The 22977-nt window shown below is 42.2% G+C and carries 21 protein-coding genes and 1 tRNA gene; 15 read left to right on the top strand and 7 right to left on the bottom strand.

What is annotated here, in order from left to right; all coding sequences use genetic code 11:
* Nucleotides 1-277 precede the first annotated feature (277 nt).
* Nucleotides 278-1954 carry a lysine--tRNA ligase gene (lysS, locus tag QP420_RS05790; RefSeq protein WP_415695322.1) on the top strand — a complete coding sequence of 559 codons (1677 nt, stop codon included), beginning with the start codon at nt 278-280 and terminating at the stop codon, nt 1952-1954.
* Between the two features lie 58 nt (nt 1955-2012).
* Entirely contained in the window at nt 2013-2753 is a 741-nt protein-coding gene (locus QP420_RS05785) for a phosphoglyceromutase (RefSeq protein ID WP_004128801.1), read from the top strand.
* Between the two features lie 108 nt (nt 2754-2861).
* Here QP420_RS05785 and phoU read toward each other — a convergent pair whose 3' ends face one another.
* Entirely contained in the window at nt 2862-3542 is a 681-nt protein-coding gene (gene phoU / locus QP420_RS05780; protein ID WP_060787381.1) for a phosphate signaling complex protein PhoU, read from the bottom strand.
* A 157-nt stretch (nt 3543-3699) separates the two neighbouring features.
* Here phoU and QP420_RS05775 point away from each other — a divergent pair, with 157 nt between their 5' ends.
* The gene (locus QP420_RS05775) at nt 3700-5151 is read left to right on the top strand and encodes a sensor histidine kinase (protein WP_481616817.1); all 1452 of its coding nucleotides are present in this window, start codon (nt 3700-3702) and stop codon (nt 5149-5151) included.
* A 10-nt stretch (nt 5152-5161) separates the two neighbouring features.
* Here QP420_RS05775 and QP420_RS05770 read toward each other — a convergent pair whose 3' ends face one another.
* Nucleotides 5162-5416, bottom strand: a complete 255-nt coding sequence (locus QP420_RS05770; protein WP_415689137.1) for a DUF2530 domain-containing protein — start codon at nt 5414-5416, stop codon at nt 5162-5164.
* 148 nt (nt 5417-5564) lie between these two features.
* Here QP420_RS05770 and QP420_RS05765 point away from each other — a divergent pair, with 148 nt between their 5' ends.
* From QP420_RS05765 to QP420_RS05755, 3 genes are all read left to right on the top strand, one after another.
* Complete coding sequence (locus tag QP420_RS05765; RefSeq protein WP_060787336.1) at nt 5565-6560, top strand: CHAP domain-containing protein; 996 nt, start codon at nt 5565-5567, stop codon at nt 6558-6560.
* 129 nt (nt 6561-6689) lie between these two features.
* Nucleotides 6690-7412 (top strand): C40 family peptidase, encoded by a 723-nt coding sequence (locus tag QP420_RS05760; RefSeq protein WP_415689280.1) that lies wholly within the window; start codon nt 6690-6692, stop codon nt 7410-7412.
* A gap of 143 nt (nt 7413-7555) precedes the next feature.
* Nucleotides 7556-8599: a universal stress protein gene (locus tag QP420_RS05755; protein ID WP_060787338.1), complete on the top strand. Its 1044-nt coding sequence runs from the start codon at nt 7556-7558 to the stop codon at nt 8597-8599.
* Nucleotides 8600-8706: 107 nt separating this feature from the next.
* Here QP420_RS05755 and QP420_RS05750 read toward each other — a convergent pair whose 3' ends face one another.
* Nucleotides 8707-9945: a glycosyltransferase gene (locus QP420_RS05750; protein ID WP_481616816.1), complete on the bottom strand. Its 1239-nt coding sequence runs from the start codon at nt 9943-9945 to the stop codon at nt 8707-8709.
* Between the two features lie 165 nt (nt 9946-10110).
* Nucleotides 10111-10530, bottom strand: coding sequence for an OsmC family protein (locus tag QP420_RS05745; RefSeq protein ID WP_060787340.1), 420 nt, complete (start codon nt 10528-10530; stop codon nt 10111-10113).
* A gap of 109 nt (nt 10531-10639) precedes the next feature.
* Here QP420_RS05745 and QP420_RS05740 point away from each other — a divergent pair, with 109 nt between their 5' ends.
* The 3 genes from QP420_RS05740 (at nt 10640) to QP420_RS05730 (ending at nt 12770) form a co-directional block, all read left to right on the top strand.
* Nucleotides 10640-11512 carry a thymidylate synthase gene (locus QP420_RS05740; RefSeq protein WP_060787341.1) on the top strand — a complete coding sequence of 291 codons (873 nt, stop codon included), beginning with the start codon at nt 10640-10642 and terminating at the stop codon, nt 11510-11512.
* Nucleotides 11513-11582: 70 nt separating this feature from the next.
* Complete coding sequence (locus tag QP420_RS05735; protein WP_481616818.1) at nt 11583-12206, top strand: dihydrofolate reductase; 624 nt, start codon at nt 11583-11585, stop codon at nt 12204-12206.
* 18 nt (nt 12207-12224) lie between these two features.
* Entirely contained in the window at nt 12225-12770 is a 546-nt protein-coding gene (locus QP420_RS05730; RefSeq protein WP_481616815.1) for a low molecular weight protein-tyrosine-phosphatase, read from the top strand.
* Nucleotides 12771-12776: 6 nt separating this feature from the next.
* Here QP420_RS05730 and QP420_RS05725 read toward each other — a convergent pair whose 3' ends face one another.
* Nucleotides 12777-13562, bottom strand: a complete 786-nt coding sequence (locus QP420_RS05725) for a DUF4191 domain-containing protein (RefSeq protein WP_060787343.1) — start codon at nt 13560-13562, stop codon at nt 12777-12779.
* Between the two features lie 147 nt (nt 13563-13709).
* Entirely contained in the window at nt 13710-14366 is a 657-nt protein-coding gene (locus tag QP420_RS05720; protein ID WP_415695328.1) for a DUF3043 domain-containing protein, read from the bottom strand.
* Nucleotides 14367-14517: 151 nt separating this feature from the next.
* Here QP420_RS05720 and QP420_RS05715 point away from each other — a divergent pair, with 151 nt between their 5' ends.
* Both QP420_RS05715 and QP420_RS05710 read left to right on the top strand, forming a co-directional pair.
* Complete coding sequence (locus tag QP420_RS05715) at nt 14518-15885, top strand: M20/M25/M40 family metallo-hydrolase (RefSeq protein WP_481616814.1); 1368 nt, start codon at nt 14518-14520, stop codon at nt 15883-15885.
* A gap of 217 nt (nt 15886-16102) precedes the next feature.
* A complete protein-coding gene (locus QP420_RS05710) occupies nt 16103-18784 on the top strand; it encodes an ATP-binding cassette domain-containing protein (protein WP_481616813.1) in 2682 nt (893 codons plus the stop codon).
* Nucleotides 18785-18797: 13 nt separating this feature from the next.
* Here QP420_RS05710 and QP420_RS05705 read toward each other — a convergent pair.
* A tRNA-Arg gene (locus QP420_RS05705) sits at nt 18798-18870 on the bottom strand.
* Between the two features lie 7 nt (nt 18871-18877).
* On the opposite strand from QP420_RS05705, the gene QP420_RS05700 reads away from it, so the two are divergent.
* The 4 genes from QP420_RS05700 (at nt 18878) to QP420_RS05685 (ending at nt 22921) form a co-directional block, all read left to right on the top strand.
* Nucleotides 18878-19000: a hypothetical protein gene (locus QP420_RS05700; RefSeq protein ID WP_481616812.1), complete on the top strand. Its 123-nt coding sequence runs from the start codon at nt 18878-18880 to the stop codon at nt 18998-19000.
* Nucleotides 19001-19484: 484 nt separating this feature from the next.
* Nucleotides 19485-20123, top strand: coding sequence for a hypothetical protein (locus tag QP420_RS05695; protein ID WP_415689150.1), 639 nt, complete (start codon nt 19485-19487; stop codon nt 20121-20123).
* Nucleotides 20124-20305: 182 nt separating this feature from the next.
* Nucleotides 20306-22132 (top strand): ABC transporter ATP-binding protein, encoded by a 1827-nt coding sequence (locus tag QP420_RS05690; RefSeq protein ID WP_481616811.1) that lies wholly within the window; start codon nt 20306-20308, stop codon nt 22130-22132.
* A gap of 15 nt (nt 22133-22147) precedes the next feature.
* On the top strand, nt 22148-22921 hold the full coding sequence (locus QP420_RS05685; RefSeq protein WP_415695333.1) for an energy-coupling factor transporter transmembrane component T family protein: 774 nt from the start codon (nt 22148-22150) through the stop codon (nt 22919-22921).
* Nucleotides 22922-22977 lie beyond the last annotated feature (56 nt).

Raw genomic sequence — 22977 nt, 5'->3', positions numbered from 1 at the left:
GATTTGAACCCGCGGCCTCTTCGTCCCGAACGAAGCGCGCTACCAAACTGCGCTACAGCCCGATGTTAGACTTGCACAAAGTACTTGCTCAAAGTGCCCACGCAAAGTACCCACTCAAAGTACCTGCGTACAAGTTCTAACAACGTCCGTAATGTTACAGGTTGGCGCATACAAATATTTTATTGCGTTCGCTTAGCTTGGCATTAGTAACTGCTCGCTTAACTGCGTTCCATACTGCGTTCCATGCTGTATTCCCTAGTGGCTACAATTAGCGTCTATGAGTGACACGAATACTACAATGCTCGCCGCGCAAAACGCTGCAGCAGAAAATGACGCAACAGATAACGCCAATGAAATTGACACCGTTGAGCATGCACAGATGCTGCTTGCTCAAGATGAGGCTATTGCAAAGCGTGTAAACGAAGGCGCAAGCCTGGATGAAGCAATTGATCCAAGCAATAAAGAGTTTGGTCCTCTTGCTCACCCAGAGCAGGTGCAAATGCGCGTTGCAAAGCGTGCGATGATGCTTAAGGAAGGCGTGCAGCCATACCCAGTGCATCTTAACGTTACAGATACTATCGAAAAAGTGCGTGCCGATTTTGACGGCAAGCTTCAAGCTGGCGAAGAAACCGATACAGAGGTTGGCATTGCTGGCCGCGTTCTCTTCTTGCGTAATGCTGGCGGCTTGTGCTTCGTTAAGCTTGCGGCAGGAGATGGCACCACGATTCAGGCAATGGTTTCCAAGAAGGAAATCGGCGAAGAATCCATTAAGAGCTTTAAGCAGATGGTAGATTTGGGCGACCATTTGTACGTGCGCGGTCGCGTGATTTCTTCTAAGACTGGCGAGCTTTCCGTATTCGCAACTGAGTGGGCAATTGCAGCTAAGGCTTTGCAGCCACTTCCAGCTTTGCACAAGGAATTAAGCGACGATACTCGTACGCGCAAGCCTTATATTGGCATGATTGCAGACGAGAAGATTCGCGATATGGTTCGTAGGCGTTCGCATGCTGTGGCTTCTCTTCGCCGCACTTTCGACAGCCACGACTTCTTGGAAGTCGAAACTCCAATGTTGCAAACGGTTCACGGCGGTGCTGCTGCTCGTCCGTTTACAACTCATATGAACGCTTTTGACATTGATCTTTATTTGCGAATTGCTCCAGAGCTTTTCCTTAAGCGCTGCTTGGTTGGTGGCATTGACCGCGTGTTTGAAATTAACCGAGATTTCCGTAACGAAGGCGTGGACGCAACTCACGCTCCAGAGTTTACAATGCTCGAGGCGTACCAGGCTTACGGTACTTACGATACAATTGGCGATCTTACTAAAGAGCTGATTCAAAAGGCTGCTGTAGACGCTTTTGGCTCCACTAAGGTGACTTTGCTTAACGGTGAAGAGTACGATTTTGGTGGCGAATGGAAGCAGATTACCATGTACGGATCGCTTAGCGAGGCTTTGGGTGAGGAAATTACGCCAGAGACTTCTGTTGAGCATTTGGGCGCAATCGCAGACAAGCTTGGCGTTGAGCGCGACGAAGTGGAAAATCACGGCAAGTTGGTTGAGCACTTGTGGGAGCACTTCTACGAAGATAAGCTTTATGAGCCAACGTTTGTGCGCGACTTCCCAGTGGAAACCAGCCCGCTTGTTAAGGGTCACCGCACAAAGCCAGGAATGGTTGAAAAGTGGGATTTGTACGTGCGCGGCTTTGAGCTTGCAACCGGCTACTCCGAGCTTAACGACCCAGTTGTGCAGCGTGAGCGCTTTGTTGCTCAAGCTAAGGACGCTTTGGCTGGAGACGTTGAGGCAATGGATATTGACGAGGACTTCATTGAGGCTCTCGGTGTTGGTATGCCTCCTGCTGGCGGCATGGGAATGGGTATTGACCGCTTGCTAATCGCCCTTACGGGCGCAACCATTCGCGAGACGATTACATTCCCACTCGTAAAGCCTCTTCGCTAATTGACGTAAAGTCAAATTTAATTCATGTAGTCGTACGAAACTAATAGACTAGGTAATTATGACATACAAATTAGTATTGCTCCGACATGGTCAGAGCGCATGGAATAAGACCAATCAGTTCACTGGTTGGGTTGATGTACCTCTCACTGAGCAGGGTGTTGAGGAAGCTAAGCATGGTGGCGAGCTTCTTAAAGAGAAGAATGTTCTTCCAGACATCGTGTTCACTTCTTTGCTTCGTCGCGCTATCAATACCGCGAATTACGCGCTTGATGCCGCCGACCGCCTTTGGATTCCAGTTCGTCGCAGCTGGCGTTTAAATGAGCGTCATTACGGTGCTTTGCAAGGTAAGAACAAGTCTGAGATTCGTCAGGAATATGGCGATGAAAAGTTTATGATCTGGCGTCGTTCTTATGCAACCCCACCTCCAGAGATTGATCCAAACGACGAGTATTCTCAAACAAATGACCCACGTTACGCAGGCGATCCAGTTCCAGAAACTGAGGCTTTGGCAAACGTTGTGACTCGCGTAACTCCTTACTGGGAGTCCGATATTATTCCAGAGCTTAAGTCTGGCAAGACTGTAATGATTGCAGCTCACGGCAACAGCTTGCGCGCAATTGTTAAGATGCTCGACGGTTTGAGCGAAGAAGAGATTTCTAAGGTAAACATTCCAACGGCTATTCCTCTTCTTTACGAGTTGGACGAGAACTTTAAGCCAATTAAGCCTCGCGGCGAGTATTTGGATCCAGAAGCTGCTGCTGCTGGTGCTGCTGCCGTTGCAGCTCAAGGCCAGAAGTAAGTTTGATTAGCTTAAGTTAGTTTTGTTAGTTTAAGTTAGTTTTGATTAAAAAAGTAGGCCTGCAATTAATTTTGCAGACCTACTTTTGTTTATTTTGTTTATTTTGTTTTATGCAACAACCGTATCTTTATCTGGTTCTGGCTTCTTAGTTGGGTCAAATCCCGAGACAATAAATACCACTTGTCTTGCGGCTGCAACTGAATGATCGCCTATGCGTTCCATAAATCGGCTTAAAAGCACCAAGTCAATCAGCTGTTTTCTGGTGCCGTTCCAATCTTCGCCTTCTACAAGAGCAAAAATATCTTCGTGCAACTTATCCATTACGTCGTCGCCGTGAATAATAGCATCTGCTACATTAACGTCTCTATTCGAAAGCATGTCTGTTAGTTGACCTGCAAGAACATGCAAAAAGTCAACCATTTTTTCAACAGTTTCTTTTGCCTGGCTAGGAATTGCCGACTCTGGCCAATCTCTTCTTGCGATTTGTGCAACGTGGCTAGCTAAATCTCCCATGCGTTCAAAAGTGGCAGCAAGTCTCATAGTTGCAACTACTTCTCGCAAATCTGTTGCAACTGGGTTTTGGCGAGCAAGCAGTATTAAACATTGATCTATAACGTTTGCTTCTAGAGCGTCTAACTTTGCGTCGTTATCTATAACTGTTTGCGCGGATTCTATATCTGCGTTTACAAGCGCGTTTCCAGCATTGTTCATAGCTTTTGCAACAAGCTCTGCCATGCGTTCAATGTTTGATGCAACAGCCTTCATCTCTTCGTTGAAAATCACTCGCATGGTGTGTCCTTTCTTGCGATTTGCATTTTGAAGCATATTCGCGTTTTTAAACTTGCCATAATAAATTCTTGCCGTAATAAATTATAGACTACTGTGCGCACGTGCTTAAACAGATTAATCGCTTAAATGTGAGCGCGTTAGAGTATTCTTTAAGAGTATGCTTCAAGATTCGCCATCTTCGCCTTTAATGGTGTTTGTTGTTTTTGCTTTGATTGCACTTTGCGTTGCAATCGTTGTTGTTATGTTTGCATTTGACTTTATTTTGCAAACATTTCGCAATGTTTTTGTTCCGTTTTTTACATCCGATTTAAGTCGCGTTTTTAAAGCTATTAGGCGTTATTTTAGGCGCATTTTTAAGCGAATTTTTAGAGGCAATTTTAAGAAGATAAAAAAAGCTTTTGGCGATTTAGATTCTGATTCCGATTCCGATTTTGATTTAGACGATGGTTCCGAAGATATTAGCTCCGACGCTTGCGCGGTTTTGGCTATGCTTCCAGGCGCAACCATTGTTGTTGATAAAAATAACGACGTTTTGCGCGCAAGTTCGCAAAGTTATACTCTCGGCGTTGTTTTAGATGATTCGATTGTTTCGCCGCGCGTTTTACAAGCCGTAAATAAAGTTCGCTCGTCTGGAGGGTCTGAAAGCTTTGACTTGGTGACTTATACGCCAAAACAATATGTAACAATTGACTCCGACTCTGCCGAAGTTGGCTCTAGTTCTATCGATTCTACTGCAATCAATTCTGGTACAATTGACCCTACTGCAATTGGCTCTACAGTACCCGCGTCTAATCCTTCTACAATTTCTAGACCTAACTGGCTTAACGTTACGGTTGGAAGCGTTGGAGCAGGCAAGGTTGTTGTTATTATAAACGACTCCAGTGCAGCGCATCGCTTTGAGCAAACTCGCAACGATTTTATAAGTAATGTTTCTAATCAACTTATTAAATCAACACGCATGATTTCCAGTCTTACTAATGTTTTGCAAACTAAAGATGTTAGTGCAAGCCGTATTAAAGATGTTGCTGCGTCTGCTCAAAAATCATCTAAACACTTGGAGCATATGCTAGAAGATTTGCTGCTTCTTATGCGCGCGCAAAGTCCTATAGACTCTTCAAAGGCTAGTGTTGTAAACGTTTTGAAAGTGTTGGAGGAAATTAAATCACAGGTTTCTAGCCTTGCGCAAAGCAAAAATGTTAATGTAATTGTTAAGGCAGATTCTTCCATTAACGTTTTAGCAGATGCTAGCCAAATAATAGTTGCTGTTAGAAAACTTGTTGAAAATGCTATTATTTACTCGCCCAAAAATCGCAGTGTGGCGCTCTGCGCTTTAAAGTCAAACGATAATAGATTTGCTGTGATTCGCGTTGTTGATTCTGGAATTGGAATTCCACTAAAAGATCAGCCGCGTATTTTCGAGCGTTTTTACAGGTCGAGCAACCAAAATGATTCTAGCCAAGATGGTGTTGGATTGGGTCTTGCTATTGCAAAGCACGTGGCTCTTACGCATCATGGCAGTATAACATTGTGGAGTAGGCCAGGGCAGGGAACTACGGTTAACTTTGCTATTCCGCTTGCTATTCCGCTTGCAAATTCGGATGTAAATTAGATTAAGCGACTTATTTTCCGAGTCTTCTATAATCCCAGCGGTCGAAGTGTTCCCAGATTAAAAGCAAAATTCCAATTACAAATCCGCTAAGGCACACCACCGCAATAAACCACAGTATAAAATGCAAAATCGCAAGTAGAACGGTGATTAATGATGCTATTAGCCAAATAATTGTTCCAGCCATAAAAGCTTTGCACAAGTCTACGCGCAACGGCTTTGGCGCTTCTCTGCGTGCGTCTGGATTAATAATCGGTGCTAGCTTCATATGATTAACCATACATCTTTGCGTGTTCAATATCAATTTTAAGAATTGCATTGCGTACTGTGTTTTGTATCCGTACCACATTGTATTCTTTAAGTTTGTAAGTGTAAATTTGTGAATACGCTTTAGAGGATTTTAGGAGCGATTTTTTATGAAGCATGCTGAGCACGGCGCTAATAAAGCAAAGGGGCGGTTTGGTTCGCCTTTTATGCTTTTTGCTTCTGTACGTGGTTCGCATGCCTCTTCCACAAATCGCGCTGCTGCAGTTTTGTCAAATAATGGCGCTGTTGTAGGTTTGGAAAATGTAGATTTACAAGAATTTGCTGTTCCTTTAACACGCCGTCAGCGCAGAATGGCTCGTGCTACTAAAGAGCGTAAGAATCGTATGATTGTTTCGGCTTCTTTGTTTGCATTAGTTGGAGCTGCTTTAACTTCTATGACTTTAAACAAGCCTAATAATATGGATTCTTTGGCTTCTAAGTCGTATTCTTCTAATTTAAGTTTTGTAGACGATTCTTCTGCTCAAGCAGCATCTCGTTCTAGTGCTAGAGAGAGCATTGATCGCGCTAGTAAGTATTTAAACTTTAGTAGTGCTGTTGCTGGTCTTGAATCCGATTTAAACGCGTTTTCTACTAAGTCTTCTCATAAGTCTAAGTGGGATTTGGGTTCCATCTCCGATTTTAAAGTGTCGGAAATGTCTAAGTCGGCAGCAAATAATCCAAATGTTGCTGTTTTTATGGATTCAGATGCAAAGATTTTGCCAGCTGGCTTTAATCCAAATCACGATTCTGGCGATTCTGGAAACGCTTATGAATTCAGCCAATGCACGTGGTGGGTTTATATTCGCAGGCATCAGTTAGGTCTTCCTGTTGGTTCCAATATGGGAGACGGCTGGATGTGGGGCTGGTCTGCTCGTAAGCTCGGCTATTGGGTTGATCGTACTCCTCGCCACGTTGGAGACATTATGGTGTTTGGCCGTGGTCAGGCTGGTGTTAATCGCTATTATGGCCATGTTGCAATTGTAGAAAAGATTAATCAAGATGGTTCTATAGAAACCTCTGAATCTAGCGCTGAATATCATGGTAGAACTTATTCCAGAGTTGTTAGTGCTAAAGACGTTTCTGCTTTTGATTTTATTCACTACTAAATTCACTACTAAATTCGCCACTATGGCTTTTAAAACTTTACTAGTATAAAGATTAGATTCATCAACTTTTGTTGATTTATTGCGCGGTTTTTGCCGCTTTGTATTGTTAATGTGTTAACATCGCTAATGATGGTTAAGCAAAATATTAAGCAAAATAAGATTTTTTCTTCTATAGTTGCGGGCGCTGCATGTGTAACGCTTCTTGCTACTATGGTTCCGTTTGCTTATGCTTCTGCCAAAGAATCTGCTGTTACTTCTACGCGTTCTTTCCCTAAACTCACCTCTGTTAAGCGAGATTTGCTTACTGAATCCACTTCTACAAGTGTTGATTCTAATTCGCATTGGGGTGGTATTGAGTCTTTGAACGTTCCTCAGACTAAGAGTGCCGAAGAAGTGGCCGCAGAAAATGCACGTAATGCCGCTAATGCTGGCGATTACGATTTTGCAGCAAGCCGTTCTGGCGTTAGAGGAATGTCGCAAAATTATTTTGTTGCTCCTCCAGATGGCTCTTCTGTTTCTTCAATGCTTAATTTTGCCGCTCAATTTGTAGACAAAGTTCCTTATCGTTCTGGCGGAACAACTCCTGCCGGTTGGGATTGCTCGGGCTTTGTAAAGTATGTTTTTGCAAATATGGGTATTTCTTTGCCTCGAACTTCTGGTGCGCAAGCAACTGTTGGCACAGCTGTTCCAAGCCTGGATCAGGCGGCTCCTGGAGACATTATTGCAAATGGCACTCATGCTGCTATTTACGTAGGCAACGGAATGGTTATTAATTCGCAATACGGCGGAACAAAGTATAGCCCTATTCCTTACGTCTTTACATCTGCCTATTCAATTCGCAGAGTTTTCTAGTTATTTTTGCGCGCAAAAGTGACGTTTAATCTTATATTGTTATATTGTAAATCTGCTGTGTCGCAATAGACTCAAAACAATTAAACGGCTATTGTAGTATTTAAGCAAAGGTTGCAAAATTCGCGCATACTAGGAGGATCTAGATGACACAGAATGTTATTACACAAGAAAAAGCTGTTCTTGTAGGCGTTGATGGTTCTCATGCAAGCTATAAGGCTGTTTGGTGGGCATCCAACTACGCTAAGCACGCTGGATTGCAGCTTCAAATTGTTTGCGCATATTCTTTGCCAAGTTATGCGGCTGTGTCTTTTGATGCAACTTATACCGCCATTGGAGACGATAACGTTGCTCATCAAGACGCGCAAGAGATTTTATCTAGAGCCAAAGCCGTAGCTTTAGAGCAGGGTGTTGACGCAACAACTCTTATTGTTACGGGAGACCCTTCTTCCGTGTTTGTGGAGCTTTCTAGAAACTATCAGCTTATTGTTATTGGAAACCGCGGAAAAGGTGGATTAGCAGAGCGTTTGCTTGGCACAACAAGTTCTTCGCTACCAGCTTATGCCTATTGCCCAATTGTTGTTGTTCCATACACCGACGACGATGGCCAGAGAATTCACTTGAATAATAAGATTTCTAAGATTGCAGTTGGCTCCGATGAATCTAAGTGGGGCTTAAAAGCGCTTGAGATTGCTGCCGACTTGGCAGATAGCTGGAATGCTCAGTTAGACGTTATCTCCGCTGTTCCTAGCGTTCAGGGTGCTGAGGGAGATACGGCAGTTATGGGATCTTATATGGAAGATCTTGATGAGCGTGTAAAGCCAATTTTGCAGCGTTTACCAAACCTAAAGATTCATCGTTCCGTGGTTCCAGGATCTGCTGTAAACGCTTTGACTCAAGCCAGCTTAAACAACGATTTGGTTGTTGTTGGCTCTAGGGGCAGGGGCGGATTTACTGGTTTGCTTCTTGGCTCCATTAGCCAAGGTTTGCTTCAGCATTCGTCTAGGCCAGTGTACGTTGTTCCACGCAAGTATGTGGAGCTAAGCGCAGCGCAAGTGGCTCAGCAGGCTATTGCTAGTAGCAACGCGGCGCCTATTGACTCTATTAATGGCGTTCATAAAGTTGATGTTCCAAAGGCTGGTGTAGAAGAAGCTAAGCAGATTGAGCAAACAATCGATCCGCTTCACTAGAGTAGTAACGCTAAGTAGTAACGCTAAGCGCTAAAACATAAATCGCGTATAAGGCACTAATTGTGTTTTATACGCGATTTTTTCAAACTTGTATTGTTAATATGCTTTTAGTTTTTCTTAAGCAAGAATCGTGCTCGTCTTGCCTCGCGAGCAGCACGCTTTTTAGCCATTTCTTGATTATTAATGCTAATTGCGCGCTGATAAATCTTAATTAATTCTTGAGCTTGCTTTTTAAAATCATTGTTCTTTGAGTATTCAAGAACATTTTCTTTTAGCTTTGCTTGCTCTTCTTGGCTCATATTAAGAACGCGACTAAACACTTTTTTAAAGTCTTCTTTAGAATCCCACTGGTAGCCATTTTTGCCACTAATAATCTGATTTTCGTTAGGAGCGTCGTGCTTAACAAGCGCAAATAAGCCAGAGGCCATTGCCTCCAGCATAGAAAGCGAATGCATCTCCGATAAAGAAGCGGTGGTGTAGTAGTCCATTGCGTGCAAATACTTAGGAATTTGCGTGTGGTCAATAGGCCCTAGAAGGTAGATTCTATCTTCAAAACCTTTGCTTGCCACCTTATTGCGCAAGTCCTCTAAATCAGGGCCTCCGCCAATAACAACCAATCGAGCCAAATCGCGTGGAAAATCGCAGTACATAAAGTTGTCAATTAACTCGCTAATGTTCTTTTCTGCGCCAATTCTTCCAACAAAAACAAACAACTTTGTAGAATCTGCAATACCGTATTTTTTACGGAATTCTTCTCTAAAAGCAATTCGTTCTGGCGTAGGCAAGAATTTTTTGTATTCAACGGCATTGCTAAGAACAACAACCTTTTTGTCAACTTTTTGGCGGTCAATATAAGCCTGAGCCTTAGAAGACATGCTTGTAATAATTGTTGCGTTTTTAGAAAATCGCGTAAAATATTTTGCCGATATATTCCTTGAAAACTCGGTAAAATGCTTTAAGCCAATGTAAAACAGGAATTTATCGTATTCGGTGTGTAGTGTGTACACAACTGGAATATGCTCTTTTTTGGCCACTTCTAGGCCGATTTCTCCAATGCCAAACTCGTTTTGAATATGAATAATGTCTGGCTTAAAGTTAATCGGGAATTTTTTGCGCATATTTCCAATTGGAATCGCAACCCTATATTTGTAGAGCTTTTTTAAAAGAATACCTGGAACGTACACAACGCCGTCTACGAGCTTTGTTTTACGCTGTTTTTCGGAGCCAACCGTAACAACAAGAACCTCATGCCCAAGTTCCTCGTACATTTTTTTAAGCATGTAGGATTGTGTTGCTACGCCGTTTATGTATGGTGGATACGTTTCCGTAAAAATAGCGATTTTCAAAGTTTCCTCCGATTACATAAATAGCTCTAACAACCTTAAAAGTGTAGCATTGTGTTTAGCATTGTGCCACAAATCGTTATTTTTTGCCACTTTAGTGGCGTTTTCTTGATGCTAGGTTGCTGGTTGTTTTTCCGCGCTCTAAAAGCGCTGGCGCCAATCTTCCCATTAATGCCGAATATTTACGCTAACTTGTACAACAGCTCCGCGCTCAAGCGTGTGCTTAACTGTGCAACCCTTGCTAATATGCTTTTCCATGCGTTCTTTTAGCGCTTGTGCATCTTCGCTTGTTAGCGCAGGTTTTGCGTTTGTGGCGTCTACTGTTAAGTCTTCTTGGAATCTTAAGTAAGTTCCTTCTTCGGGGTCGTAAGTGCCATTTACAACTACGCGCGCGCCTTTTCCTTCTCCAATCGCGTGTTCAACCGCATATTGGCTGCTTAAAGCCGTGCATCCTGCTAGCGCTATTTGCATTAGCTCAACAGGCGAGAATTGTCCTTCGCCTTTGCCAAATTCCAAAGTTGCTCCGTCTTCGCTTTTTGCAATCCAAGAGCCGTCTTCTAATCGCTCAACCCATATTCTTCTAGCCATTTTTGCTCCTTTGCAGTTGTTGTGTTTAGATAAAACAATTATATAAAGATATACAGTTATTTGCACATACATTGGTGGTGTTGAATTTAGCTAATGCTAGAATAAACGTATGGCTTTAACTCAACAAGAACTTGCAGATTTGCGCGCGCGCGTGCCGCAAAAACCAGTATCCAATATTCCTACTCCTTACGAAGATTTAGTTAGAAAAATCTTTATGGAAGGAACGCTAAAATCGGATCGCACTGGCACGGGAACAATATCTCTTTTTGGTCAGCAAATTCGCTTTGACTTAAGCAAGAGTTTTCCGCTTATAACAACAAAAACCGTGTTCTTTAAGGGGCTTGCATACGAGCTTCTTTGGTTCCTTAAAGGCTCCAGCAATGTGCGTTGGTTGCAAGAAAACGGTGTGCATATTTGGGATGAGTGGGCAGATGAAAACGGCGATTTAGGCCCTGTTTACGGCGTTCAATGGCGTAGTTGGCCAGCTCCAACAGAGCAAAATCCAAATCGAACAATCGACCAGATTGCAAACGTTATGGATCTTATTAAAAATCATCCTGATTCTAGAAGAATGATTGTTAGCGCCTGGAATCCTGCGGAAGTAGAGAATATGGCTTTGCCTCCATGTCACTCGCTTTTCCAGTTCTACGTTGCAGATGGCAAGCTTTCTTGCCAGCTTTATCAGCGTTCTTGCGATATGTTCCTTGGCGTGCCATTCAACATTGCCTCTTACTCGCTTTTAACAATGATGATGGCTCAGCAGGCAGGCCTTGAGCCAGGAGAGTTTGTGTGGACTGGCGGCGATTGCCATATTTACGACAATCACGTAGAGCAAGTGCTTGAGCAGCTTTCGCGAGAGCCGTACCCGTATCCTAAGCTAGAAATTAATAAAGCTGATTCTATTTTTAGCTACGACTATAGCGATTTTAAGGTTGTTGATTATAAGCATCATCCTACGATTAAAGCTCCTGTAGCAGTGTGACTTTTGGCTGTTTGCTTTATTTAGTAATTGATTAGTAGATTTACGTAGGAGTTTTATGACTAGCAATACTGTGACTAGCAATATTCCTGTGCGTTTAATTTGGGGTCAGGCATACGATTTGCAAGGCCTAGCAGGCGCAATGGGTGTTAATGGCGGCATGCCTTGGAGGCTTTCCCCAGATTTGCGCTATTTTAAGGCAATGACAATCTCTTGCCCAGTAATAATGGGTAGGGGAACTTGGGATGCTATGCCAGAAAAATTTAGGCCTCTTCCTGGTCGCGAAAATATTGTTGTTTCTAGGAATCCAGATTTTAATCCAAATGGAGCGAAAAGCTTTACAAATATACAAGATGCAATCTGCTACGCAAAAAAGTGGATTGAAGATAATCCTATTGAGCTTGTAGATTCTTCGGATTTGCCAAAAGATGGCAGAGCAATTTGGATTATTGGCGGCGGAGCAATCTTTAAAGAAGTGATTAATTCAAAAATCGTTGACGCTGCCTACGTAACTCAGATTGATACTAGAGTAGAAGCAGATACGTTTGCTCCAAACGTTCAAAAACTTGTAGATGATGGATTGTGGACTATAGCGCGCGATGACGATTGGCAGGAATCGCCTATAAAAGTTGGCGCAAATCAATTTAATGCAAAATATAAGTTTATGGTGTATAAGCCAGTTAAATCTAAGAAATAAGCCAGATTAAGGATATGTATGGAATCTTTAAACAAAATTCACGTAGACGCTAAGCATCCGTATGTTGTTATGACGGTTTGTACGGGAAATATTTGCAGGTCTCCAATGGCAGAAATTGTTTTGCGCAACGAGTTTAAGCTTAGGGGATTAAGCGATGTTGTTGCTGTAAAATCATGCGGAGTAAGCGATGAAGAATACGGAAATCCTATTGATCCGCGTGCGCAGAGGGAGCTTAAAAGTAGGGGATATTCTTTGCCATTAAGCCATTTTGCGCATAGGATTGAGCGAGACGAAATAGAAGAGACGAATCTTTTTCTTCCAATGACGGCTTCGCATATGCAATCTTTAATTAGGATTATTCCGCCGCAAAAGCGTGGTCTTGTACACATGTACAGGTCTTTTGATCCACAGTTACCAAAGCCACAAGCTGGGCGCGAAGCTGCTTTAGATTTGGCGGATCCTTGGTATGGAGGCCCTAAAGAGTTTGAGATTGCAATGGATCAAGTAGAAGAGTGCGCTCCGTACATTGTTGATTGGGTAGAAGCGCACATAACGCGAGAATAATAGGATTTATTTTCCTCTTAAAGCTCTGCGGCTCACGCGTGGCGTGTGCGTAGGGTCAATTCCCTTTGGAATTCCAAATCCAAGCTTTCCTTGCAAAGTGCGCAAGCGGTCGTTTAGAATCGCAAGCTCCGTTTTAGTAAGGAAGAATCTGCGGTTTGGGTGAATTGCTGCAAGAGGAGCAAACTTATGATTTGTAGGAATTAAAGTTTTAGACTTTAAAACTGTGGTTCTTAAATCTCTAAGCTTAATTTGATTTTGTCCGTTTCCAACGCAAATACGGTACACAGGTATACTAGACCCAGCTGTAACGCTTTTAATCGCATGCTCCTGGCGATTCATAGCTTGGCTTAGTCTTTCGTAATTGCCTTCTCCAACAAGAAAGATTCCGTTAAAGCCAGTTCCGCGCCAAATAGCATCTTTTGTGCGAGGATCAACCCAAACTGGCTGCTGTGGGAATGTAAAACCGCCCTTATTGATTGCGCTTAGAATTCCAGCGGCAGCTCCAGGCTTGCCTTCTAGTTTTGCGTATCCAACTTTATCTGCGCGCTTTGTTAAAACAACCGTAAAAAGCAAAAGCCCCAGCATAAGCGCTGTTACAACCATCATAATCCATGTAAAAATGGACCAGCGCAAAATAACGCCAGCTATAACGCACAGAACTACAGGGGCTGCAAAAGCCAATCCAAGCCAAAGTGGAAGCTGCTTATCGTCTGTATGCGTGTACTTGTAAATGCGCATAATCTGTGAAATCATGCCCGATTTCTTAGTATTCTTTGACTTTTCGTTTGCCATTTTGCGTTTATCCCCTATACGATATTCGCGTTAATTTTGTTTTGTGCTTATTGCAAGGCTTGTACCACGTTTGTGCTGCTATTACTTAAGCAGCATGCTACAAACACACATTGCTATAAATCATATCTTTGTTGGTATACTAGCGCTTTACTTTGGCCAGTTTCCGCGTTTTGGTGTGCTTGGCTTTGGTAACCTCCACCTACGCATTTGTATTGCGCGACTGCAGGCATACATTGCCGACCTAGAGCTTTTAGCAACAGCCACCTGGCCGTACTTCTTAACAAGTTCTTTTCTAAGCTTGCGCCACATTATTAAAACGTCAATAATCGCAGCAAAAAGATACGCGTAAAGAATAATCGCAAGCGCAAAATAAAGAACAATATACTTAGTAGACAAGAAGTTTTGTGTAAAGAAGATGCAAATCATAATTACGATTGCAAACGGAACAAAAAATTCTCCAACATTAAAGCGTGCGTCTACGTAATCGCGAATATACACTCTCCATGGAAGTTGCTCCGACTTTGGCATATGCGCTAAATCGCCATTTTTCATAGCGTCATACTGTTCATTTTCGCGCTGGCGAATTCTGGCGCGTGCAGCCTTTGCGCTAGCTTTGCGGTCTTTTGGCACAAGCGGCCTAAGATTTTGCGCTGCAGCCTCGTTCCTTTTAGGAGTTGGCGCATTTTTTGTGCGAGATTTTGCATTGTTTTCTGCTTTATTCTCGCTATTTTCATTGACTGCTGATTGATTGCCATTTTGCGCATTATTATCAGCATCTTTTTTTACGAATGGATTCCATGTCATGTTTGCAGATTACCCAACAGACTAGACGCGTTCCATAGATTTTGCTGGCTGTTAATGTCTGGTTGTTAATGTTGTTAATAGTGTGATAGTGGTTAGATAGTAGTTAATTGCTTGAGCAGTTGTTTTGGTTATTTGTTTTAAGGAGATTTGTATGGCTAATCTTAATGTGGAAGACGTTAAGAATCGTGTTAGCGCTGCGTGGAACGATGTTATATCTGTTCTTAGTAAAAAGATAGAGCTTGGAGCTGTTTCTGCTAAAGGCATTACTGGAGATCATATGCGCGCTTCGGCGCAATACGTGGCTGGAGTATTGCGCGAAGTTGGTGTTGATGCTCGAGTTGAACAGTCGCAAAATCCAGACGGTACTCCAGGCGCATTTGAGGTTGTTGGATCTAGAATTGTAAACCCAAATGCTCCAACAGTTTTGCTTTACGCTCATCACGATGTTCAGCCTGTTCCAGATGCAAGCGAGTGGAACACAGATCCTTTTAAAGGAACCGAGATAGATGGGCGATTATACGGTCGCGGTAGCGCGGACGATGGTGGCGGAATTGCCATTCACTACGGCGCTTTGCGTGCTTTAAGCGAAGATTTAGGCGTAAACATTAAGGTGTTTATTGAAGGCGAAGAGGAGATGGGCTCTCCAAGCTTTATTCCGTTTATTGAATCTCACAAAGCTGAGTTTGAATCCGATGTGATTATTGTTGCGGATTCTGGCAATTGGTCTGCCGAAATTCCAAGCCTTACAACTAGTTTGCGCGGAAACACTACTGTAGACGTTAAGGTTAAGGTTCTTGGTCATCAAGTTCACTCTGGTCAGTTTGGTGGACCTATTTTAGACGCCTACACGCTAGCTTCAATGCTGATTGCTTCTCTTTACAACAAAGACGGCGATTTGGATGTGCCTGGAATTGAATCGCAAGAGCCTGTTGGCGGCTTGCAACGCGATTTAGACGAATCGCAAGTTAGAGCCGATTCTTCGGTAGTGGATTCTTATAAGCTTGCAGGAACTGGCTCGCTTGCTGCACGAATGTGGACTAAGCCAAGTTTGACTGTTATTGGAATGGACGCGCATCCAGTAGAGGAAAGCTTTAACGTTATTGCTCACGAAACGCGCTTGCGACTTTCGCTTAGAACTGCGCCTTGCCAGCGCCCTGAGGCTGCACAAAAAGCGTTGTGTGACTTTTTGGTTGCAAACGCTCCGTTTGGCGCACAAGTAACTGTAGAGCCTCTAGACAATGGCATGGGTTGGGCTATGGATCCAAATGCAATTGCAACTAAAGATGCGCTCGCTTCTATGAAGGACGCTTTTGGTGTAGACCCTATTAACAAGGGTGAGGGTGGTTCGATTCCATTTATTCCAGAATTGCAACGAATCTTCCCTAAAGCACAGGTTTTGGTTACGGGTCCAGAAGATCCAAAGTCTAATGCTCATAGCCCAAACGAGTCGATTTCTCTTTCTGGCTTGGAATCGAATATTGTAACGGAAGCTTTGCTGCTTAGTCGCTTAGCTAAGTAGTGAAGTAGTGTTATAAATTTTGGCTTGCGCACAAAGCGCGCGAACACGTTGATTTTGTGCGCGAGTCTACACAGTGCCGTAAAATTTTCAGTCGACACGGGTGCTTTGCGTAATTCGTAAAGCTGAGAGAAACCGCTTGAACGTGAATCCAGATAATGCTGGCGCACGGAGATCAGTTTTTCCCCTGCCTAAAAATCATTGCCATAAAGGATTTGCTATGCCCGATGCATTTAAAACGCAGGTTTTGAACGAAACCAAACAGCATAAAGCTGAAACTTTCCTTCCATCGGCTTTTAGTGCTGCTCAGTTGCGTTTTGAGAATTGGGGTTATCGTCATGCCTCTCGCAAGGCGTTTGCTGTTCGTGGTTTGAACCTAACTATTGAAGCAGGGCAAAGAGTTTTGCTACTAGGAGCATCGGGCATAGGCAAGTCTACTATTCTCGAAGGCGCTGCTGGATTAATAGGCAGCGATATTATTCTTAAATCCGATTCAAACGTTAAAAACAATCAATCTTCTTCAAGCCAGTCTTCTTTAAAGCAGAATGTTTTAGTAGAAGACGAAGATGGCGGAGTGAGTGAAGGTGCAGTATTTGTAGACGATGTACCAGTTCATAAGGCTCGCGGACGCGTTGGCTTAGTTTTGCAAGACCCAGAAGCGCAAGCGATTTTTCAACGTTTAGGCGATAACGTTGCATTTGGGCCAGAAAATATGAATGTTCCACGTAAAGAAATCTGGAATATTGTTGACGAAAGTCTTAAAGAGGTTGGCTTAGATGGTTTGCAACTTCATCGCTCTACAGCGCATTTAAGCGGTGGTCAAATGCAGCGATTGGCTCTTGCTGGCGCGCTGGCAATGAAACCTAGTGTTCTTCTTTTAGACGAGCCTACAGCAAATCTTGATCCAGACGGCGTTGAGCAAATCGTTGCAGCCGTTAAAAAGGTGCTTGATAATACTCATGCAACAATGGTTCTTGTAGAACATCATGCTCAGCCTTGGATTGATTTAATAGACCGAGTAATTGTTCTTGGGCTTGATAATAACGAAAATGTTGGCAAAAATGGCGGCAGCAATAAAGGTGAAACTTTTGTTCACGATGACGATATTGCAAGAGGCGAGAGCGCTAAAACAGTAATCGTAGCTGATGGCACTCCAGACCAGGTGTTTAATCGCAAGGATCTTGACTTTGAAGATCTTGGAATATGGCTTCCAGACAAGTACAAGGATCCAAAAAATCGCAATATAACTAGGATTCACGTTAACGGAGAGCCTGATTGCGACCCTTCTGTAGGAGATGGAAAAGTAGTTTTATCTACAAAAAACCTTGCGATTAGTCATACGGATACTCCAATAGCCAAAAACATTAATCTTGAGTTTAATTCTGGCCAAATAACGGCTTTGGTTGGTGCAAACGGTGCTGGAAAATCTACTTTATCGCTAACTCTGGCAGGATTAATTCCATCGCTAGAAGGCGAAGTTGTAGCAAGCGAGGATCTTTGTAAAGATTTAGACTCAAGTGATCCTATAAAATGGAAGTCAACTGAACTTGCTAAAAGAATTTCGTATGTTTTTCAAAATCCAGAACATCAATTTGCGTGCGGAACTGTTTTAGAAGAGGTTATGTTAGGACCTATTAGAACAGGCATGAGCGAGGAAGACGCTCGTTCTAAGGCTCAAGAGCTTCTAGAACGATTCCGATTGCTTAGATACGCCAACGCAAATCCGTACACTCTTTCTGGCGGAGAAAAGCGAAGGCTCACGGTTGCAGCGTCTTTGGCAGCAGCTCCAAGAGTTTTGATTTTAGATGAGCCAACTTTTGGCCAAGATCGAAAAACTTGGATGCAAATTATAAAGCTGATTGCAAGTCTTAGAGCAGACGGCGTTAGCGTTATTGTTGTTACTCACGATAAAGAGCTAGTAGACGCTCTTGGCGCGCGTTTGGTTGAACTTTTGCCAGTTAACGATGCTAAGAATAGTGATTCTGGCGATTTAGACGATTTAGATGATTTACAAGAATCGCCAGCAGCCGCAGTTTGCGATTCTTCCGAAGCTCTGTCTTCTACAACTTGTGCAACCAATATATCGCGAATAAAGGTTAGCGCGGTAAATAAGCGCGATGAGCAAGAGAGGGCGGCAAGCTGCTCGCCATTTTTGGCTTCGTTAAACCCTGTTTACCGCATGCTTGGAGCTTTTTTGCTTTCTGTTCCGCTTATATTTACTCTAGATTGGCTTTCTTCGTCTATTGCACTTGTTCTAGAGTTTGTAATTTTATGGATTGTTGGAATGAATCCTTGGCGCGTTATTAAGCAATCTTGGCCTGTTTGGGTTGGTGCGCCTGGGTCTGCTCTGGCTGTGTGGTTGTACGGTAAGCCTGGCGGCGAAATCTTCTTTAATTGGGGAATTATTCAAGTAAGCGAACACTCCACAACTCTTGCAATTGCAACGTTTATTCGTATTTTGGCGATTGGTGTTCCTGCAATCGTTACGGTTATTGGCATTGATGCTACCGATTTAGCAGATGCTTTTAGTCAAGTTATGCACTTGCCAGATAAGTTTGTTTATGGCGGATTAGCAGGAATGAGGCTTTTTAGCGTTTTGCAAGATGATTGGGCGGCTCTTACCGCTTCTAGAAGATCTCGCGGTCTTGGAGACGATAGTAAGATTCGCGCATTTATGCCTCAAGCTTTTGCGCTGCTTGTTCTTTCGATTCGTAGGTCTAGTACTTTGGCAACAGCAATGCAAGCTCGCGGTTTTGGAGGGAAAAATCCAAGATCTCATGCACGTATAAGCTATGTAAATAAGCGCGATTATGTGTTTATGGCTGGATGCTTAATTATTCCTGCAATTGCATTAATCGCAGCTGTTTACTACGGTACGTTTGCGTTTCTTGGTGGAGATTAATTAACGCAAAACGTGGGCTCGATGGGATTTGAACCCACGGCCTTCTGCTCCGGAGGCAGACGCTCTATCCACTGAGCTACGAGCCCGCAACTTGTGAAAGTATACACGTTGCTAGGGATTGGGGTTGTTTTTTCTAATCTTTTGCAAAAGCGCAAGAAGCTTGTTCTGCTTGTTTTATTCGTTTACGGCGTTTTGCCTGGAATTGTGCCGATTTAAGCGTGGATATTTTTACGTGTTTTGTGTGATTTTTTGCTAATTTTATCTTTTTGTTTGCATTTGTACTTTTATAGTGTTAGCATCGAACACAACGCAAACGCATATCGTAAATTTTACGGTATTAGGTTTGTGATTGACCACATAGGCATTTAGCTTTTGCAGCTAAAGTATTTAAGGAGGCGGCTATCATGCGTAACATGAATGTTCAAGCTCGTTCTTCTTTTGATGCTGCTCGTATGTGGTGGTGGCAGACTTCTCTTTGGCGTAGTTTACTCTAAAGTTTTAGAAGCTGCTTGTTTAGGCTTATAAAAGACCTCTAGGGTAAACCTAGGGGTCTTTTTTATATCCCTAAGCCAAAATCCATTTGGATTTAATCCAAATCTAAAACAATCTAAACAATCTAAACAATCTAAAACCAATAACAATTTATAAAACAAAATTGTTGAAAATAGATAACGTAAAAATTTACGTAAAGGAGAAAATCATGAATCAGGAATTTAATCAGAATGCACAGCAAGATGTAGCTAACGCAAATGAAGCATCTGTAGAGTCAGAGATTAATCAGGCAGCGACTTTGCTTAAAGGCGTAAATGTTAAAAAGCACGCTTTAGATATTACGTCTTTGGTGCTGGTGGCTGTTCTTTTTGCAGCAGGATGCATTCTTGACTTTACGGTTGCAAAGTCTCTTTCAATTGGAAATATTCAGCCAGAGTTTGTTATTGCATCGTTCTGCTTGTCTATTCTGCTTGTTCGACCAAATGTTATTCAAGGTGCGATTATTGGTGCTTTGGCTGCTACATTGATTCAATTTAACACTTCGATTCCTGGTCTTGAATACGCTTGCGATATTCCAGCAGCAATTATTATGACGTTAGTTCTTATGGGATATCTAAAAGCTTTCCCTAAGGATGCTGCTAGAAAGTTCAGCGTTTTCCCATTTATTTCTACGTTTGTTACAACTGTTATTTCTGGAATGATTTTTGCAACAATCGCATCCTTCTTTATTCTTCATTCTCCAAACACTGTTCTTGTTATGCTTCCAATCATTTTGGGAACTGCTGTGTTTAATGCTGTTGTTGTTGAAGTTCTTTACACTCCAATCCGACTCGTTTTGCACAAGTAGCATAGTTTGTGTTACGCAATATGTGTTACGCAATATGTGTTACGCAATATGTGTTACGCAATTTGTGTTACGCAATATGTGTTATGCAATATGTGTTAGGAATATTTGGTAAATTATATAATCGTTAGATACTAATCAATAATTAGTAATCAATTTATTGGTTTTAAGAGTTAGGAATTATTGTGCCTTTGCTGGAATTAAAAGAAGTATCTTTTAAGTATGCGAATCGTAATAAGGATGATTCTTTCAATTCTTCAAAGGCGCAAAATTCCGCTTTTGCTTTAAAAGATGTAAGTCTTAGCATAGAATCTGGCGAATTTGTTGGTATTATTGGCCCTTCTGGGTCTGGTAAAACAACGCTTGCTTCGCTTTTTTCTGGAGCTATTCCGCATCATTATTCTGGCGAACTTTCTGGAAGCGTTAAAATTGCTGGTCAAGACACTAATAATCTTGCTTTAACTAATATAGCTTGTTTAATTGGATCTGTTATTCAAGATATTGATGCACAGATGGTGGCTGCAAACGTAGAAGATGAGATTCTTTTTGGGCTAGAAAACTTTGGCGTTGCACATAGCGAAATACCAAGTCGAATAGATGAAGCTTTGCAAATTGTTGGCATTAGCGATCTGCGTAACCGCGATTTAGACACTCTTTCTGGCGGCCAAAAGCAGAAGGTTGCGATTGCTGCTATTCTTGCGCTAAAGCCTAAAGTTATGGTGTTAGATGAGCCTACGTGCGCTTTAGACCCTGTTTCTTCTAGAATGATTTTTTCGATTCTAAAAGATTTAAACAAGAACTTTGGAATAACGGTTGTTGTAATTGAGCAAAAAGTGGCGCTTTTAAGCGAGTATTGCAAGCGTTTAGTTGTGCTTTCTAATGGCACTTTGTCGCTTGATTTGCCTGTTAGCCAAGCGTTGAAAAGTATGGATTTGCTTTATTCTATTGGAATAAATTATCCACGCACTACGCATTTGGTTAATGATTTACAGAGCAAGAATATTTGCGCTAAAAGTGATTTGCCTGTGTCTGTAGAAGATACAGTAAATACTATTGTTAATACGATTAATAGCAGCAATTTTAATAGTAAAGATTCAAATATTGATTGTGCGGATGGCGAATGTGCAGATGCTGAATGCTCGGCTGCTTGCGACTTTTCCAATGAATCTCAAACCTTAGAACAAAACTCTTCTCCGTGCCTTTCGCTCAAAAACGTCAGTTTTTCCTACCCTAGTGGCGTTAATGCTTTAAAAGATGTATCTTTTGAAGCTTATGCTGGGGAGCTTGTAACGCTTGTTGGAAGAAATGGTGCTGGAAAAACAACTGTTACTAAGCTAATCAATGGTTTGCTTAAGGCCAGCAGCGGCAGCATTTTTATTGACGGCAAAGACACTAGCAATATGAAGATTAGCCAGATTGCGCATTATGTTTCTACGCTTTTCCAGAATCCAGACCGTCAGCTTTGCAAAGACACTGTTTTAGAAGAAGTTGCGTTTAGTTGCATTCTTCTAGGTGAATCTGTTAAAGATGCTAATGATCATGCAATGCAGGTGATTAAAAAGCTAAATCTAAATCCTAGTGCAAGCCCATTTATGCTTTCTAGAGGTCAGCGTCAAATGGTGGCTTTGGCTGCAACTGTTGTAACAAATCCTAAAATTCTTGTTTTAGACGAGCCTACGTGTGGCTTAGACTACATGGAATGTTTACGCATTATGCAAGTTGTAGAAGACCTTAGAGACCACGGTTGCTGTGTGATAATGGTCTGCCACGATATGGAAGTGGTTCTTGACTTTGCAACGCGTTTAATCGTAGTAAACGATGGCAAAATTCTAGAAGACGGCAGCATAAGTTGCGTTTTTGAAAACAACGCCATTTGCAAAGAAGCTGCATTATGCGCTCCGCTTTTATGCGCTGTATCTAAAGGATTAGTGGAACACGGTTTTAGTGCATGCAGGGGCTTATATAAAAGGGATATGCTGGTTAATGCTCTTAAAAAGAGTTGCAATTTGTAAAGCAAGGTGTGAATTATGCAAACTAAAATCTTAACTTATAACGAAGGTTCAACTTTACTTCACAAAGCAAATCCTATTGCAAAACTCATACTGGCTATAAGTGTTGTTGTTTCTGCTTTTATAGCTCAACAATTTACTGTTCTTGTTGTTATTGCAGCTCTTATTCTTGCTGGCATGGCTATGGCTGGAATTCTTAAAACGCTGTTTCCTCTTGTGCGCGCAATGCTTATTCTTGGCGTTGTAATGTTCTTTTTGCAAACAGTTATTGCCCAAGGCGGAAATTACATGTTCTTATGGTTTAGCACAAAGGGAATTTCTGTTGCATTGCGAGCATCTTTAAGGCTGTTTTGCTTTGCATTGCCTCTTGTAAGCGTTCTTAGCATTACAAAACTAAACGATTTAGCCAATGCAGTTGTTCAATACTTCCATATTCCGTATTGCTATGCTTTTACAATCACTACTGCTGTGCGATTTGTTCCTATTTTTGCGTACGAAATGTCTCAAATTACGCAAGCGCAAATGGCAAGGGGAGTGGAGTTTGATACTAAAAATCCTTTTAAAAAGATTAAGCTTATGATGCCTTTGATTGTGCCTCTTTTGGTTTTGTCTGTTCGTAAAGCAGATAGTTGTGCTCTGGCTGCAGAAGAGCGTGGGTTCTATTTGCGCACTAGAAAATCCTCCTTTAAAAAGTATTCTTTTGGATGGCGTGGATTTGTTCTTCTTGTTGTGTCTGCGTTAATGATTGCTTTGCCAATTCTTGCATCTATATTTGCTCCACAAATAATCTAAAATAGTCTAAACTAATCTAGAATAAGTTAAAGAATTCTAGAATTTAGGCGATTTTT

The organism is Bifidobacterium sp. UMB1197 (genome assembly GCF_030217745.1).
Classification (GTDB): domain Bacteria; phylum Actinomycetota; class Actinomycetes; order Actinomycetales; family Bifidobacteriaceae; genus Bifidobacterium; species Bifidobacterium vaginale_B.
Note: the sequence above shows the minus strand (reverse complement) of the source record. Positions and strands in the feature narration are given on the sequence as shown.